The sequence below is a fragment of the Luedemannella flava genome (genome assembly GCF_039528515.1).
GTDB classification, from domain to species: Bacteria; Actinomycetota; Actinomycetes; order Mycobacteriales; family Micromonosporaceae; genus Luedemannella; species Luedemannella flava.
Window position 1 is genome coordinate 1 of record NZ_BAAALT010000016.1, and the last position, 14,495, is coordinate 14,495.

A 14,495-nucleotide genomic window follows, 5' to 3' on the forward strand; every position below is an offset into this window, starting at 1 on the left:
GGCGGGCAGGCTCGTGAACAGCCGCAGAAGGGCCGGCCCATCGACATCGTCGAGCCGGCGCTCGTCGATGACCTGATCGGCGAAGAGCTCTCGTGCGTCGGTGAGGTCCTTCAACATGCCCGGTGTTGTGTCCGTCAGGAGCACGGGTTAAACGCGGGTGTGACGGCTTTCTCAGCCTTATGCGTATTCGGGCCAACGGGACAAAGGGGGTACCCGGGTGCCGCCCGGCAGCGGCACCCGGGGGTCAACTACGACTGTCCGCGCAGGTCGGCGCAGTCGCGCTCATCGGGCAGCAGCGGCCGCAACGTCAGCGTCCACCGCTGGTTCCCCGACCGCCACGGGGTGAGGGTGTTGGCGTGCGTCGCGGCGCTCGCCACCCGGGCCGCCGCCGCCCCGCTGGCGGTCACGCAGTGCAGCTCCAGGCCCCCGCCGAGCAGCGGACCGGGCAGGGTCGGGCCCGGCCACTCCTTCTCCTCCTGCGCCGGCTGGTCCGGGCCCGGGGAGCGCCACTCCTCCACGACCGCCGCGATCGCGGACGGCGCGTACAGGGTCGACTGGCTCACCGCGTCCGGCCCGAGCGTGCGGGGCAGGTCGTTGAGCTGGGACAGCAGGGTCCACAGCTGGCGCCGCGCCGCGATCTGCGCGGCCGTGAGGCCGCCGGTGAGCCCGTCCCCGTCGCCGTTACCCAGGGCGTACACCTCGGTGGTCCTGATGCCCGCGTCGGTGCGCACGGTGAACCGGGTCGACGGCGCGTCCGCGACGCCCGGCTGGCCGTAGTCGGCGCTGCCGCCCACCCCGGCCGCCACGGCCAGGTCGACCAGCCGCCGTGCGTCGGCCGGCGAGATCCGGCGCACCTCCAGGCCGGGCAGGGCCGGCGGCGGGAAGATCTCGATCTGCGGCCCCTGGGTGAACACCCGACCGTCGGCATACACGCTGAGCAGCGGCAGCCGGGTCGGGATCAGGTTGGCCGGGACGAAGCCGCCCGCGTACGCGACCCGCAGGAGCAGGGTGCTCTGGCCGTACCCGTCGGCGGGCACGCCGGTGGCGACGGCGGAACGGCCGGCCGGCGTGCCGTTGGCATCGGCCGTCGAGGCACATCCGGCCAGAGCCAGGAGTACGGCGGTGGATGCGGCGGTCACCGCCGCGCGAACTGTTGTCACAACCGCTCAGACGCGGCCGGTTCCGGCACGGTTCCCGTCGGCCGGACAATACTGCGCGTGGGGGAACGAACAGGCGCCGTCGACGTGCACTACCCGGAGACCGGCGGGGCGCGGGCCGCGCTCGTCGTGGCCGCCGACGACCGGTTCGCCACCCTCGTCGACGAGCGGATCACCTGGTTGGAGCACGTGGCGCCGTACCGGCCGGGCGCGTTCTTCGAGCGCGAACTGCCGGCCGTCGAGGCCGTACTCGCCGGAGTTGATCTTAAGCTGCTGATCGTCGACGGGTACGTCGATCTGGATCCCGACGGGCGGCCCGGGCTGGGCGCGCACGTCCACGCGAAGCTCGGCGTGCCGGTGATCGGGGTGGCCAAGACGGCGTTCGCGGCCGCCGCGCACGCGGTCCCCGTGCGCCGGGGCGGATCCGACCGCCCGCTGTACGTCACCGCCGCCGGCGTGCCGGTCGCCGACGCGGCCGCGCTCGTCGCCGCGATGTCCGGTCCGTACCGGATGCCCGACGCCCTGCGCCGCGTCGACGCTCTGGCCCGCGGGCACGTCACCCCCAGCCGACCGATTGGACCCGTTATATCCGCATGACCAGGGCATCGGCTGCTCGAATCCGGGTCGCCAATATCGGATATGTCACCCATCGACTAAGCGCAGCCAAAATTATCTATGAAGATCGTTCGGGTAGTGCCTCAGCAGGTGGAGTGGAACAGCCCACCCACGGCCGTGTCCCCGACCAGCCCGTTGTAGATCTCCACGGCCTCGCGGGTGCGGGCCACGTGCACGGTGACGCCACGGTCCTCCAGTTCCTTGACCACCTGCGGGCCCACCTGGAGCACGCCGTCCATGCCCTGCGAGAGCACCACGGTCGTCGCGCCGTTGGCGATGAGCTCCTCAACGTCGGCGACCTGCACGCCGGGGTCGTGCTGCGTGCCCGTCTCCCGCCAGTCCCACGCCCGCCCACCACCGGGCCACAGCTTGAAGTCCTTGCCCTGCCCGACCCCCTCGACATCCATCGCGCCCCAGGCGAGCGACAGAACGTTCGGCGATCCCTCCACCAGCCGTCCCCTCCGATCAATCGTCACACCTTTCGGATCTTTGGCTGCCATCCGGCCTTTCCATCCACGATCCGGGCTGCTGCGGTCAGGGTAGGCGAGATGTGACGCGGACCCAGACGATGTACTCGATGTCGGCCGTGCGGACGATCTGGATCGGGCGCTCCTCGCGGGGCGTGCAGGGGAGGGTCGTGCCGCCCAGGCCGTCGTCGGGGAGGAGCACCCCGTCGTACTCCCAGAGGTTCAACTGGACCGCGAGGCTGGACGTGAACGTCGGGTTGTTGAACGCGGACGCGGGCTTCGTCTCGCCCTGCTCCATGCGCACGGCGCCAGGCGCGGGAAGCGTTCGTCGCCGAGTTCGATGTAGACCTCGTCGGCGTTGCGCTCCTGGATGTTGACGGCCTGCACGCGCGTGACGTCGTAGGTGCACAGCGGCTCGACGGCGGCCGCGGCGGGCGAGCCGACGGCCACCGCCGGAGCGGTGACCAGCACCAACGCGGCAACGTAGCGGGTGAGACGGGACACGGGAACCTCCTCGGACGACGGCCTGTGCCGCCCAGAGTGGCCGGCCAGGCCGGAGCTGTCCGCGTACTCGTGCACAGAGGCGGGGTCCGGACGGCGACGCCGCCCGGACCCCGGGACGTCAGGCGACGTCGCGACGGACCGTGGTGGTGAGCGCGAGGACCGTGGCGACGGTGGCGTAGGCCGCCAAAACGACGGCCGCCGTCGGCTGGGTCAGCCCGTCGGCGACGGACGCCGGGACGCGGCCCAGCGAACTGCCCGCCGCGAACGGCAGCCAGCGGTTCAGGTCCTGGCCGAGCAACTGCCCGAGGACGCCCTCGACGCCGCCCGCTTCGTGGTCAGCCCGCACACGGTGAAGACCCACGTCAACCGGGCCATGACCAAGGTCGGCGCGCACGATCGGGCACAACTCGTCATCGCCGCGTACGAATCGGGCCTCGTGGTCCCCACGCCACCGGCCGGCTGACTACCATCGATCGGTGCGTTCCCCCCGGGTGTGGTGTGCGGTCGTCGGGCTGCTCGCGGCCCTCCTGCCGGCGACGCCCGCGGCGGCCGCGCCGACCTGCGAGCGAACCACGGCGTTCCGGGCGATCGCCGACGTCCCGTGGCCGCAACAGCGCTGGGACTACGCCACGATCGGCGCGCTCGCCGACGGTTCCGGCGTCACGGTCGCCGTGCTGGACTCCGGAGTGGACGGCGCGCACCCGCAGTTGCGTGACCGGTTGACCGGCGGGACCGACCTGGTCGACGGCGGCAACGGGCGGGTCGACTGCGTCGGCCACGGCACGGCCGTGGCCAGCGTGATCGCGGCAGGTCCCCGGTCGGGCTCGGGCCTGGTCGGGCTGGCACCCGGGGTGAAGATCCTGCCGATCCGGGTGACCGACCGGCACGACAGCGCCGGTGAGGTGGTGGGCAGCGGCCTGGACGCGAAGGGCATCGCGACCGCCGTGCGCCGCGCGATCGCCGCCCGGGTCGACGTCATCAACATGTCGCTGAGTACCGCCACGGACGATGCCGACCTGCGCTCCGCCATCGAGGACGCGATCGCCGCTGACATCGTCGTGGTGGCCGCCGCTGGAAACGCCCACGACCGCGGCGATCCGAAGCCGTATCCGGCCGCCTATCCCGACGTGCTCGGGGTCGGAGCGATCGACGCGAGCGGGTATCGGGTCGCCACGTCGCAGGTCGGGACCTATGTGGACATCGTGGCGCCGGGCGAGCGGGTGACCGGCGCCCAGCCGGGTGGGGGTCACGCCGAGATGAGCGGGACGAGCCTGGCCACCCCGTTCGTGGCGGCCACGGCCGCGCTGCTACGGCAGTACCGGCCGGATCTGGACGCGGCGGCCGTGGCACGCCGCCTGCTCGCCTCGGCGGACCCGGCACCCGGGGGCCGGCCGTCGCCGGAGTACGGCTACGGCGTGCTGAACCCGTTGCGCGCCCTGACCGACGTCCTACCGGCCGCCGCGGCACGCCCTCGCGCGACCCCACCGGCGCCGTCGGAGTCGGCGATCGCCGCGCCGACCGGCCTGTCGATGTCGACGGCGGTCCCGGTCGCTGGCGCCGTCATCAGCATCGCGTTGCTCGTGACCCTCGTGGCCGCGACGGTCTCGGTCGGACGCAGCCGACGCTGGCGTCCGGGCATTCCCCCTTCCCGCCGCTCGCCATAACAGAGCGTCACGCACTATCGAAGTAACACGGCGTCACCGGGCTCGCCGCTCCGATACTGCGGCTGAGCCCTTTTGCTCTGCTTCCCTATAGGAATCACCATCCATGGCCTGCATGTATCACTCGCTGTGATGAACACAATGCTCTTAGCAACGTTACGTTCCGCATGCTTCCTATAGGGAAGCAGAGCAAAGGGGGGTGGGGTGGTGGTGCCGCTGGGCGTTGGGGTTACGTGTTGTTAGCGCGTGGGGCGGGGCCGGTGGAGCCGCGCACGACCAGGTCGGGCATGAACAGGAGCTCGTCGGCGGGGACGGACAGGCCGTCGATCTGGTTCACCAGGAGGGTCACGGCGGCGCGGCCGAGGGCCTCGATGGGCTGGCGAACCGTCGTGAGGGGCGGGTCGGTGTGGTTCATCAGGGACGAGTCGTCGAAGCCGACGACCGAGACGTCGTCGGGGACCGCGAGGCCGGAGCGGCGGGCAGCGCGGATGGCGCCGAGGGCGAGCAGGTCGCTCGCGCAGATCAGGGCCGTCGCGCCCTGGCGCAGCATGCGCACGGCCGCCGCCTGGCCGCCCTCGACGGCGAACATGGCGTGCTCGATCAGTTCGGGGGCGCCGGTCCGGGCAACGACCGTCCGGTAAGCCGCGATCTTGCGGCGGGTCGGCATGTGATCCGGCGGGCCGACGACCATGCCGATCCGGGCATGGCCGAGCGAGGCGAGGTGGGCGTACGCCTCCTCGACGGCGGCGGCGTCGTCCGTGGAGACGCGGGGGTAGCCCAGGTGATCCACCGCCGCGTTGAACAGCACCACCGGCAGGCGGCGGCGGACCAGGCGCTCGTAGTGCGCGTGCGAGGCGTCCGCCTCGGCGTACTGGCCGCCGGCGAAGACCATGCCGGACACGTGCTGGCCGAGCAGCATCGACACGTAGTCCGCCTCGGACAGGCTGCCCGTCGTGCGGGTGCAGAGCACCGGGGTGAAGCCGCGCTGCGCCAGCGCGGCCCCGACAACCTCCGCGAGTACGGGGAAGATCGGGTTCTGCAGCTCCGGGAGGACGAGGCCGATGAGGCGGGCGCGCTCGCCGCGTAGCTGGGTGGGCCGCTCGTAGCCGAGCACGTCCAGGGCCGTCAGGACCGCGTCGCGGGTGGCGTCGGAGACGCCGGTCCGGCCGTTGAGCACGCGGCTCACGGTCGCCTCGCTGACCCCCACCTTGCTTGCCACGTCCGCTAACCGACGGGCCGATGTCTGAACCATGCGCGCAAGAGTAGAGCATTCTTACGAAAAGACAGAGCGATGTTGGGCCAGCACGTTGACATCCTGCGGAGAGCAGTCGCATCCTTGCACAACACGATCGACACATTGCTGAAAACTCACCCCCGTTTCCCTGAAGGGATGGACGCAGATGTCCGTACCGCAGTCCAGGAAGGTCGTGGTCACGGCGCTCGCGGCCGGACTGGCGATCAGCCTCGCGGCGTGTTCCACCAAGAGCGACGATGACGGCAGGACCAGCTCCTCCGGCAAGGTCTCCATCACGGTCGACTGCCAGCCGGTCGGCGCCCAGAAGGAACTGCTCGCCAACTGGAACGACGACGTCAAGGCGTTCGAGGCGGCGCACCCGAACATCGAGATCAAGAGCGTGTCCGTCGGCGAGCAGTGCAACAACCCGCCGGACTTCACCGCCCGCTTGCAGGGTGGCACCGTCACGGACGTGTTCTACGGCTACATGACCGACCTGCAGCAGGTGCTCGACTCGGGTCAGGCCATGGACATCACGTCGTATGTCGGCAAGGACACGATCCCGACCTGGGACTCGATCGACCAGGGCGCCAAGAACGCCTTCACCGACGGCGGCAAGATCTACGGCGTACCGACCAAGAACTATTCCATGGGTCTGGTCTACAACAAGAACCTGTTCACCCAGGCCGGGCTCGACCCGAAGAACCCGCCGAAGACGTGGGCCGAGGTCCGCGAGGCCGCCAAGAAGATCGCCGCGTTGGGCAACGGCGTCGCCGGGTACAGCGAGTACTCCGCCGGCAACACCGGTGGCTGGCACTTCACCGCCGAGCTGTACGCCCAGGGCGGCTCGATGGTCAGCGAGGACGGCAAGACCGCCAACTTCAACAACGATCTTGGCAAGAACGTGCTGAACAACCTCAAGACCATGCGTTACACCGACAACAGCATGGGCGCCAAGCAGCTCCTTACGTGGCCGGACCTGCTGACCAACGCCGCCGCCGGCAAGGTCGGCATGTTCGTCGGCGCGCCCGACACGACCACCGCGATCGTCACCCAGTTCAAGGGCAGGTACGAGGACTGGGCGATGGCCCCGATGCCCGGCCAGGACGGCCCGGCCAAGGCGACCCTCGGCGGTGGCGAGGGCTACTTCTTCAAGAAGGGCCTCTCCGCGGAGCAGGTGAAGGCCGGCCTGATGTGGCTGGCGTTCGAGAAGCTGACCCCCGGTAAGGGCCAGTTCGACTACGCGCGCTCCAAGCCGCAGAACCAGCCGGTCGGCCTGCCGCAGCCGCAGCTGTTCGTGCCGGGCAGCGCGGCGGAGAAGCAGGACACCGAGCAGAAGAAGGCGAACTCCAACGTCAACGTGGACGACTTCGCCCTCTTCGCGAACAACCCGGTGGCCATCAAGTTCGAGCCCCCGAACGCACAGGCGATCTACGCGGTGCTCGACGGCGCGATGTCGGCGATCCTGACCGACCCCAAGGCCAGCGTCGACGACCAGCTCGCCAAGGCGGCGGACAAGGTCAACACCGTCCTCAAGAACGGCAGCTGACCAACCACGGTGCGGGGGGCCGACCTCGGTCCCCCGCACCACCGCCCAAGGGAGCAGTCATGACGACGGTCGCCGCCGACGCAGTGGTCGCCAGCGAGCCCGACAGCCGGGCGAAACCCGGGCTCACCCGCAGGGCCCGCCAGGTCCGCAACAACCTCACCGGGTACGCGTTCCTCATCGGCGCGCTGGCCTGCTTCGCGCTGTTCTCGTGGTACCCGATGGTGCGCGGGATCGTGATGAGCTTCCAGCGCACGCGGCGCGGCGTGACCACCTGGGTGGGCTGGGACAACTACGAGCGCATCATCAACGATCCGGCCTTCTGGACCGCGTGGCAGAACACGATCTACTTCACTGTGCTGGCGCTCGTGCTCGGGTACGCCGTGCCGTTCCTGGTCGCGATCGTGCTCAACGAGTTCCGGCATGCCAAGGGCTACCTGCGCATCCTCGTGTACCTGCCGGTGATGATCCCGCCGGCGTCCGCGCTGTTCCTGTTCAAGTACTACCTGTACGACCCGAGCGACGCGGGCCTGTTCAACGCGATCCTGAAGTTCCTGCACCTGCCGACGTCGCAGTGGATGCAGTCGCCGGGCATGACGGTGACGGCGATGGTGCTCGCCTCGACGTGGATGAACATGGGCGGCGCGGTGCTGATCTACCTGGCCGCGCTGCAGAACATCCCCGGCGAGCTGTACGAGGCGGCCGAGCTGGACGGCAGCGGGCTGCTGCGCCGGATCTGGCACGTGACCATCCCCGAGACCCGGCTGATCCTGTCGCTCATGGCGATGCTGCAGGTCGTCGCGACCATGCAGCTGTTCATCGAGCCGCTGATCCTGGCCAACGGCGCGGGCTCGCAGGACTCCGCCACCTCGGTCGCGTACCTCATCTACCAGCACGGGTTCTTCCAGAACGATCTCGGCGGCGCGGCCGCGCTCGGCGTGATCATGCTGCTGGTCCTGGGCGGCTTCTCGGCCGTCTACGCCCGACTGTCGGCCAAGCAGGACTAGGAGGGCGAGCCCATGACCCGCACCCTCATCTCGCACGCGCAGCTCAGCCGGCCGCGCGGCAAGGTGATCTACTGGTCCCTGCTGGTCCTCGTCGTCGTGGTGTTCACGCTGGTCTTCCTCGGCCCGCTGTACTGGATGATCACGGGTGCGCTCAAGACCGGGCAGGAGATCGCGCAGACGCCGCCCACGCTGTTCCCGAAGGACCCGCAGCCGCAGAACTACGTGGACGCGTGGACCAACCTCAACCTCGCCAAGCTGCTGTTCAACACGATCTACTACGCGCTCGGCGCGCTGGTGTTCCAGCTCGTCCTGGACACCGCCGCGGCGTACGCGCTGTCGAAACTGCGGCCGAGGTTCGGCAACGTGATCCTCGCGCTCATGCTGGCGACACTCATGATCCCGGCGATGGTGCTGATCATTCCGCAGTACGTGACGGTGATCGACCTGCCGATCCTGCACATCAGCCTGCTGGACTCGCCGTTCGCCATCTGGCTGCCGGCCGTGGCGAACGCGTTCAACATCTTCCTGTTGAAGAGGTTCTTCGACTCCATTCCGGAGGACCTCATGTCGGCGGCGGAGATCGACGGCGCGACTGCGCTGCGTACTCTCTGGTCAATCATTCTGCCGATGTCGCGACCCATTCTCGGCGTGGTCAGCATCTTCGCGGTGACCGCGGTGTGGAAGGACTTCCTCTGGCCCAAGCTGGTGGAACCCTCCCCGTCGACCCGGACGCTCAGCGTCGGCATCTACGCCTTCGCCGGCGGTACCCCCATGAATGTGGTTATCGCGGCGGCGGTGATCGCGGCCATTCCGACCGTCATCTTCTTCCTCGTTTTCCAGAAGAACATCATGTCCGGCCTGACTACCGGCAGCCTTAAGGGATAAGGGAGCACATGGACTTTCCAACTGCCGGTTGGTGGCGCTCGGCCGTCATCTACCAGATCTACCCGCGCAGCTTCGCCGACAGCAACGGCGACGGCATGGGCGACCTGGGCGGCGTCCGAGCGCACCTCGACTACCTGGCCGAGCTCGGCATCGACGCGGTCTGGTTCAACCCGTGGTACGCGTCGCCGCAGGCGGACGCGGGTTACGACGTGGCCGACTACCGCGCCATCGACCCCGCGTTCGGGACCCTGTCCGAGGCGGAGGAGCTGATCCGGGAGGCGCACGCGCGGTCGATCCGGGTGATCGTGGATGTGGTGCCCAATCACGCCTCCGACCAGCACCCATGGTTCAAGGAGGCGCTGGCCGGGAGTGCCGCCGCCCGGGACCTGTTCTGGTTCCGGCCCGGTCGGGGCGAGCATGGCGAGTTCCCGCCGAACAACTGGCAGTCGATCTTCGGCGGGCCGGCGTGGACCCGGGTGAAGGACGCCGACGGGACGCCCGGCGACTGGTACCTGCACCTGTTCGCCGCCGAGCAGCCCGACCTGAACTGGGACAACCCGCAGGTGCGCGCCGAGTTCGAGGACGTGCTGCGGTTCTGGTTCGACCGGGGCGCCGACGGGGTCCGCATCGACTCCGCCGCGCTGCTGCTCAAGGACCTTGAGTTGGCCGACTTCGACCACGCGCTGCCGCCGTTCCCGCACCCGTACACGGACCGGGACGAGGTGCACGAGGTGTACCGGTCGTGGCGGCGGATCGCGGACTCCTACGCCGAGCCGCGCGCCCTGATCGGCGAGGTGTGGCTGCCGGACGCCGACCGGTTCGCGGCGTACCTGCGGCCCGACGAGATGCATACCGCGTTCAACTTCGCGTTCCTCGGCTGCGCGTGGGAGGCGGGCGCGCTGCGCGCGGTCATCGACGAGACCCTCGCGGTGCACGCGCCCGTCGGGGCGCCCGCCACCTGGGTGCTGTCGAACCACGACGTGCCCCGGCACGTCACCCGCTACGGCCGGGCCGACACGTCGTTCAACCTGGACTACCGGCAGCTCGGCGCGCCGACCGACCGCGCCCTCGGCCTGCGCCGGGCCCGCGCCGCGCTGCTGCTCAGCCTGGCCCTGCCCGGGTCGGTGTACGTCTACCAGGGCGAGGAGCTGGGGCTCGAGGAGGTCGAGAATATTCCGGACAATTTACGCCAAGACCCCATGTTCTTCCGCACGCACGGGCAGAACCTGGGCCGGGACGGCTGCCGGGTGCCGCTGCCCTGGTCGGGCGCCGCGCCGCCGTTCGGCTTCAGTCCGGCCGGCGCCGTCGCGGAGCCGTGGCTGCCGCAGCCCTTGTCGTGGGCGGACCGCACCGTCGAGGCGCAGAACGGCGACCCCGACTCGATGCTGGAGCTCTACCGTCGGGCGCTCGCCGCCCGGCGGCAGCAACCGGCGCTCGGGGACGGGCCGATGGCCTGGCTGCCGGCGTCGGACGCGGTGTTGGCGTTCCGCCGCGGCGACGGGTTCACCTGCGTGGTGAACCTGTCGGAACGGGCGGTCGACCTGCCGGTGACCGGTTCAGTGGTGCTCAGCAGTGGACCGCTGGCGGCCAACCAACTCCCGCCCGACACGGCCGTGTGGCTCACTCCCGTGGCAGCGATTCGCGTCGCTGCGGAGAGTGTTCGTCGGCCGCCTCGGACGATGCCATCCTCCCCCCTTTGCTCTGCTTCCCTATAGGAATCAGTCACTCAGCGTTGTCACCATTGCCGCGAGGCGCTCGGCGCCTCGCGGCAATGTGCCTGTTCACGTGGGTGATGCCTATGAGGAAGCAGAGCAAAGGGCGTGGAGGTGAAGGGACGGGTGATGGGGCCCATAACCGTGCGTAGCCGGGGCAGCGCGTAACTCACCGTGGTGGCAGCGCGGATGTCAGGGATATCCCTGAGGGTGGGGTGGGGCGAACGTCCGGGTCGGTTCCCGATGTGACTGGGGTGGGGCCGCCGACACGATGGTTGGGCCGGTCCGGTGTCTGCCGGGCCGGTCCAACTGTGTGGGAGGCGGTGAACACCCGTGACGATCGCATCGTCGCCGATGAGGGTGCGCGACCAGTTTGACCGGCCGGCGGAGCCCGCTGCTCGCGCCGCCGACGTCTGGAAGGTTTACGGCGAGGGAGAGGCGCGGGTCAGCGCGCTGCGTGGCGTCAGCGTGGAGTTCGCGCGCGGCCAGTTCACCGCGATCATGGGTCCCTCGGGTTCCGGCAAGTCCACGCTCATGCACTGCCTCGCCGGCCTCGACTCGGTCACCCGGGGCGACGTCTACATCGGGGGCACCAAGCTCAACGGGCTGGGTGACGCGGGTCTCACCAAGCTGCGCCGCGCCCAGGTCGGGTTCATCTTCCAGCAGTTCAACCTGCTGCCCACGCTGACCGCGCACGAGAACATCCTGCTGCCGCTGGCCATCGCCGGGCGCAAGGTCGACAAGGAGTGGTTCCGGACCGTCATCGACGCCGTCGGCCTCGGCGACCGGCTCGACCACCGGCCCGCGCAGCTCTCCGGCGGCCAGCAGCAGCGCGTCGCGTGCGCGCGCGCCCTGGTCAGCCGACCCGAGGTCATCTTCGCGGACGAGCCGACGGGCAACCTCGACTCCCGTACCGGCGCCGAGGTGCTGGGCTTCTTGCGCCAGTCGGTGCACGAGTTCGGCCAGACGATCGTCATGGTCACCCACGACGCCAACGCCGCGAGCCACGCCGACCGGGTCGTGTTCCTGGCCGACGGCGAGATCGTCGAGGACCTGGCCGCCCCGACCGCCGACAGCGTGCTTGACACGATCAAGCGCATCACCGGGGAGCGGTGATGCTGCGTGCCACCCTGCGCAGCCTGCTCGCCCGCAAGTTGCGCCTCATCCTGTCGGCTCTCGCGGTCGTGCTGGGCGTCATGTTCGTCTCCGGCTCGTTCGTGCTCACCGACACCCTCAGCAGGTCGTTCGACGACCTGTTCCGGGGCATCTACTCCTCCGTCGACGTGCAGGTCGGCCCGGCCGGGCTGGGCGGCGCCTCGATGGACGACGACGATGTCGCCGTCCGGACCATCCCCGCGTCCACCCTCGACGCGGTGCGCTCCGTCCCGGGCGTGGCGTCCGCGACCGGCGACGTCGCCGCCGACGGCGCCCGCCTCATCGGGAGCAACGGCAAGGTCGTGAGCACGTTCGGCCCGCCGAGCTTCGGCCAGGCGTGGACCGGCGAGGACGCCCTCGTCCAGATTCGCGAGGGGCGCGGGCCGACCGCGGACAACGAGATCGCCATCAACGCCGACCTCGCGAAGAAGGCCGGCGTCAAGGTCGGCGACCAGGTGGGCGTGCTCACCCGCGAGCCGAAGCAGACGTTCACCCTGGTTGGCATCTTCGGGTTCAGCGGCGGCCGGGACACGCTCGGCGGCACCCAGAACGTCGCGTTCACCCTGCCGGTCGCGCAGCAGCTGATGATCGGCGAGTCCAACGTGTACACGACGATCAGCGTGACCGCCGCGGACGGCGTCGACGACGCCGCGCTGCGGGACGCGATCGCGGCCAAACTCGGCCCGCAGTACGGCGTGAAGACCGGCGAGGAACTCGGCGCGGCCAGCGCGGCCGCCTTCGCGTCCGTCCTCGACATCTTCAACAAGGTGCTGCTGGGCTTCGCCGGCGTGGCGCTGTTCGTCGGCGCGTTCCTGATCCTCAACACGTTCTCGATCGTGGTCGCGCAGCGGACCCGCGAGCTCGCGCTCATGCGGGCCGTCGGCGCCAGCCGCCGCCAGATGATCGGCTCCGTACTCACCGAGGCCGTGGTGATCGGCATGATCGCCTCGGTGCTCGGCCTCGCGGCCGGGTTCGGCGTCGGCCGCCTCATGGCCGTGCTGTTCGCCAACTTCGGCGGCGGCGGCCTGGCGCTCGCCAGCGTGAGCCTGCCGCTGGCGGCCGTGATCAGCGCGTTCTCCGTCGGGCTCATCGTGACCATGGTGGCCGCCGTGCTGCCGGCGGTCCGGGCGGCGCGGATCCCGCCGATCGCGGCCCTGCAGGAGGTCGCCACCCCCGATCGACCGCTGACGAAGCTCACGATCAGCGGCGCGGTCATCGGCGTCGCGGCGGCGGTCGTGCTGGGTCTGGGCCTGACCGGCCGGATCGACGGCGACGCCACGCTCTGGGCCGTACTCGGTGGGGCTATCGGGATCTTCCTCGGCGTCGCGCTGATCACTCCCCTGATCAGCCGGCCGGTGGTGGCCGGGCTGGGCCGGCTCACCGGGCGCTGGGTCCCCGGCGTGCTCGGGCGGCGCAACGCGGGCCGCAACCCGCGTCGCACCGGCATCACCGCGGCCGCCCTCATGATCGGTGTGGCGCTCGTGACCGCCGTGGGCGTGCTGCTCACCTCGGCGAAGGCGAGCTTCACCCAGACGACCGAGGACACCGTGCACGCCGAGATCTACATCGGCGCCGACCAGACCAGCGCGATCCCACCGACGTTCGACGTCGCCGTCATCCCGCGGGTGGAGCAGGTTGCGGGAGTACGGGACGTGCTCGCCACCTGGTACGACGACGGCGCCAAGGTCGACGGCCGGGAGGCGGACCTGACCGCCGTGCACAACCCGGCCGCGCTGCAGCCGATCCTCGAGGTCACGCCGGTGGCCGGGTCGATCGCCACCCTGGCCGACGACCAGGTGATCGTCGACGAGAAGACGGCGGCCCGGCAGCAGCTCACCGTGGGTTCGACGGTCACGATCCAGCCGCTGCGGGGCACCGCGAAGGAGTACACCGTCTCGGGCATCTACGCGACGACCGACTTCGGGTACGTCCAGGGGTTCGTCCTGTCGGAGGCGGCGCGCACCGGGTTCGCGGTGCCGCAGGCGCGCTCGGCGTTCGTCGCGCTGGACTCCGGCGCCACGCTCGCGGACACCCTGCCGAAGATCAGGGCGCTGCTCGCCGACTCGCCCGAGGTCGACGCGGTCGACCGCGCCACGATGATCGAGCAGGAGACCGGTGAGGTCGACACCATGCTGAACATGGTGCAGATCCTGCTGTCGCTGGCGATCCTCATCGCGGCCCTGGGCATCATCAACACCCTGGCGTTGTCGGTGCTGGAGCGCACCCGCGAGCTCGGCCTGCTCCGCGCGGTCGGCCTCGGCCGGGCGCACACCACGGCGATGGTGACGGTGGAGGCCCTGGTCATCACGGTGTTCGGCGCGCTGCTCGGCATGGGCGTCGGCATCGGCCTGGGCGCCGCGGCAGTGCGGGCCTTCAAGGACGAGGGCTTCACCACCTTGTCGCTCCCGTGGCCCCAACTGGGCACCTACGTGATCGCGGCGACGGTGATCGGCATCATCGCGGGCCTGTTGGCCTCGATCCGCGCTGCCCGCATCAACGTCCTGGCGGCCATCGCCCACGAGTAGCGGAACCCACTGCGAAGGTCGACTCCT

Annotated in this window: 14 protein-coding genes; 9 read left to right on the forward strand and 5 right to left on the reverse strand. The window is 70.2% G+C overall.

From position 1 onward, the window contains the following. Positions 1–248: 248 nt before the first annotated feature. Entirely contained in the window at positions 249–1,139 is an 891-nt protein-coding gene (locus ABD211_RS04340) for a hypothetical protein (protein WP_344126438.1), read from the reverse strand. A 78-nt stretch (positions 1,140–1,217) separates the two neighbouring features. Between ABD211_RS04340 and ABD211_RS04345 the strand changes: the two genes are divergently transcribed. Beyond that, positions 1,218–1,754: an endonuclease V gene (locus tag ABD211_RS04345; protein ID WP_344126440.1), complete on the forward strand. Its 537-nt coding sequence runs from the start codon at positions 1,218–1,220 to the stop codon at positions 1,752–1,754. 101 nt (positions 1,755–1,855) lie between these two features. Here the strand turns inward: ABD211_RS04345 and ABD211_RS04350 are convergent, their stop codons facing one another. The 3 genes from ABD211_RS04350 to ABD211_RS04360 all read right to left on the reverse strand — a co-directional run bounded on the left by ABD211_RS04350 (position 1,856) and on the right by ABD211_RS04360 (position 3,089). Then, complete coding sequence (locus tag ABD211_RS04350; RefSeq protein ID WP_344126442.1) at positions 1,856–2,221, reverse strand: Mth938-like domain-containing protein; 366 nt, start codon at positions 2,219–2,221, stop codon at positions 1,856–1,858. 85 nt (positions 2,222–2,306) lie between these two features. Next, entirely contained in the window at positions 2,307–2,543 is a 237-nt protein-coding gene (locus ABD211_RS04355) for a hypothetical protein (protein WP_344126445.1), read from the reverse strand. A gap of 318 nt (positions 2,544–2,861) precedes the next feature. Next, positions 2,862–3,089 (reverse strand): hypothetical protein, encoded by a 228-nt coding sequence (locus ABD211_RS04360; RefSeq protein WP_344126447.1) that lies wholly within the window; start codon positions 3,087–3,089, stop codon positions 2,862–2,864. Positions 3,090–3,092: 3 nt separating this feature from the next. Between ABD211_RS04360 and ABD211_RS04365 the strand changes: the two genes are divergently transcribed. Then, positions 3,093–3,206 (forward strand): helix-turn-helix domain-containing protein, encoded by a 114-nt coding sequence (locus ABD211_RS04365; protein WP_344126449.1) that lies wholly within the window; start codon positions 3,093–3,095, stop codon positions 3,204–3,206. Between the two features lie 13 nt (positions 3,207–3,219). Continuing rightward, on the forward strand, positions 3,220–4,407 hold the full coding sequence (mycP, locus tag ABD211_RS04370) for a type VII secretion-associated serine protease mycosin (RefSeq protein ID WP_344126451.1): 1,188 nt from the start codon (positions 3,220–3,222) through the stop codon (positions 4,405–4,407). Between the two features lie 226 nt (positions 4,408–4,633). Here the strand turns inward: mycP and ABD211_RS04375 are convergent, their stop codons facing one another. Then, a complete protein-coding gene (locus ABD211_RS04375) occupies positions 4,634–5,656 on the reverse strand; it encodes a LacI family DNA-binding transcriptional regulator (RefSeq protein WP_344126453.1) in 1,023 nt (340 codons plus the stop codon). A gap of 148 nt (positions 5,657–5,804) precedes the next feature. Between ABD211_RS04375 and ABD211_RS04380 the strand changes: the two genes are divergently transcribed. The 6 genes from ABD211_RS04380 to ABD211_RS04405 all read left to right on the forward strand — a co-directional run bounded on the left by ABD211_RS04380 (position 5,805) and on the right by ABD211_RS04405 (position 14,468). After that, a complete protein-coding gene (locus tag ABD211_RS04380) occupies positions 5,805–7,187 on the forward strand; it encodes an ABC transporter substrate-binding protein (RefSeq protein ID WP_344126455.1) in 1,383 nt (460 codons plus the stop codon). Positions 7,188–7,246: 59 nt separating this feature from the next. Continuing rightward, positions 7,247–8,191 (forward strand): carbohydrate ABC transporter permease, encoded by a 945-nt coding sequence (locus tag ABD211_RS04385; protein WP_344126457.1) that lies wholly within the window; start codon positions 7,247–7,249, stop codon positions 8,189–8,191. A gap of 12 nt (positions 8,192–8,203) precedes the next feature. After that, the gene (locus ABD211_RS04390) at positions 8,204–9,076 is read left to right on the forward strand and encodes a carbohydrate ABC transporter permease (RefSeq protein WP_344126459.1); all 873 of its coding nucleotides are present in this window, start codon (positions 8,204–8,206) and stop codon (positions 9,074–9,076) included. Between the two features lie 8 nt (positions 9,077–9,084). Beyond that, positions 9,085–10,791, forward strand: a complete 1,707-nt coding sequence (locus ABD211_RS04395) for a glycoside hydrolase family 13 protein (protein WP_344126461.1) — start codon at positions 9,085–9,087, stop codon at positions 10,789–10,791. 351 nt (positions 10,792–11,142) lie between these two features. Continuing rightward, the gene (locus tag ABD211_RS04400; RefSeq protein WP_344126521.1) at positions 11,143–11,904 is read left to right on the forward strand and encodes an ABC transporter ATP-binding protein; all 762 of its coding nucleotides are present in this window, start codon (positions 11,143–11,145) and stop codon (positions 11,902–11,904) included. After that, the gene (locus ABD211_RS04405) at positions 11,904–14,468 is read left to right on the forward strand and encodes an ABC transporter permease (RefSeq protein WP_344126463.1); all 2,565 of its coding nucleotides are present in this window, start codon (positions 11,904–11,906) and stop codon (positions 14,466–14,468) included. The genes ABD211_RS04400 and ABD211_RS04405 overlap by 1 nt, the downstream gene beginning before the upstream one ends. The last annotated feature ends 27 nt before the right edge of the window (positions 14,469–14,495 follow it).

Excerpts from the sequence above, each read along its gene's own strand:
- ABD211_RS04395 (WP_344126461.1), top strand. The coding sequence starts at position 9,085 with ATGGACTTTCCAACTGCCGGTTGGTGGCGCTCGGCCGTCATCTACCAG.
- ABD211_RS04380 (WP_344126455.1), top strand. The coding sequence starts at position 5,805 with ATGTCCGTACCGCAGTCCAGGAAGGTCGTGGTCACGGCGCTCGCGGCC.
- ABD211_RS04385 (WP_344126457.1), top strand. The coding sequence starts at position 7,247 with ATGACGACGGTCGCCGCCGACGCAGTGGTCGCCAGCGAGCCCGACAGC.
- ABD211_RS04400 (WP_344126521.1), top strand. The coding sequence starts at position 11,143 with ATGAGGGTGCGCGACCAGTTTGACCGGCCGGCGGAGCCCGCTGCTCGC.
- ABD211_RS04405 (WP_344126463.1), top strand. The coding sequence starts at position 11,904 with ATGCTGCGTGCCACCCTGCGCAGCCTGCTCGCCCGCAAGTTGCGCCTC.
- ABD211_RS04375 (WP_344126453.1), bottom strand. The coding sequence starts at position 5,656 with ATGGTTCAGACATCGGCCCGTCGGTTAGCGGACGTGGCAAGCAAGGTG.
- ABD211_RS04390 (WP_344126459.1), top strand. The coding sequence starts at position 8,204 with ATGACCCGCACCCTCATCTCGCACGCGCAGCTCAGCCGGCCGCGCGGC.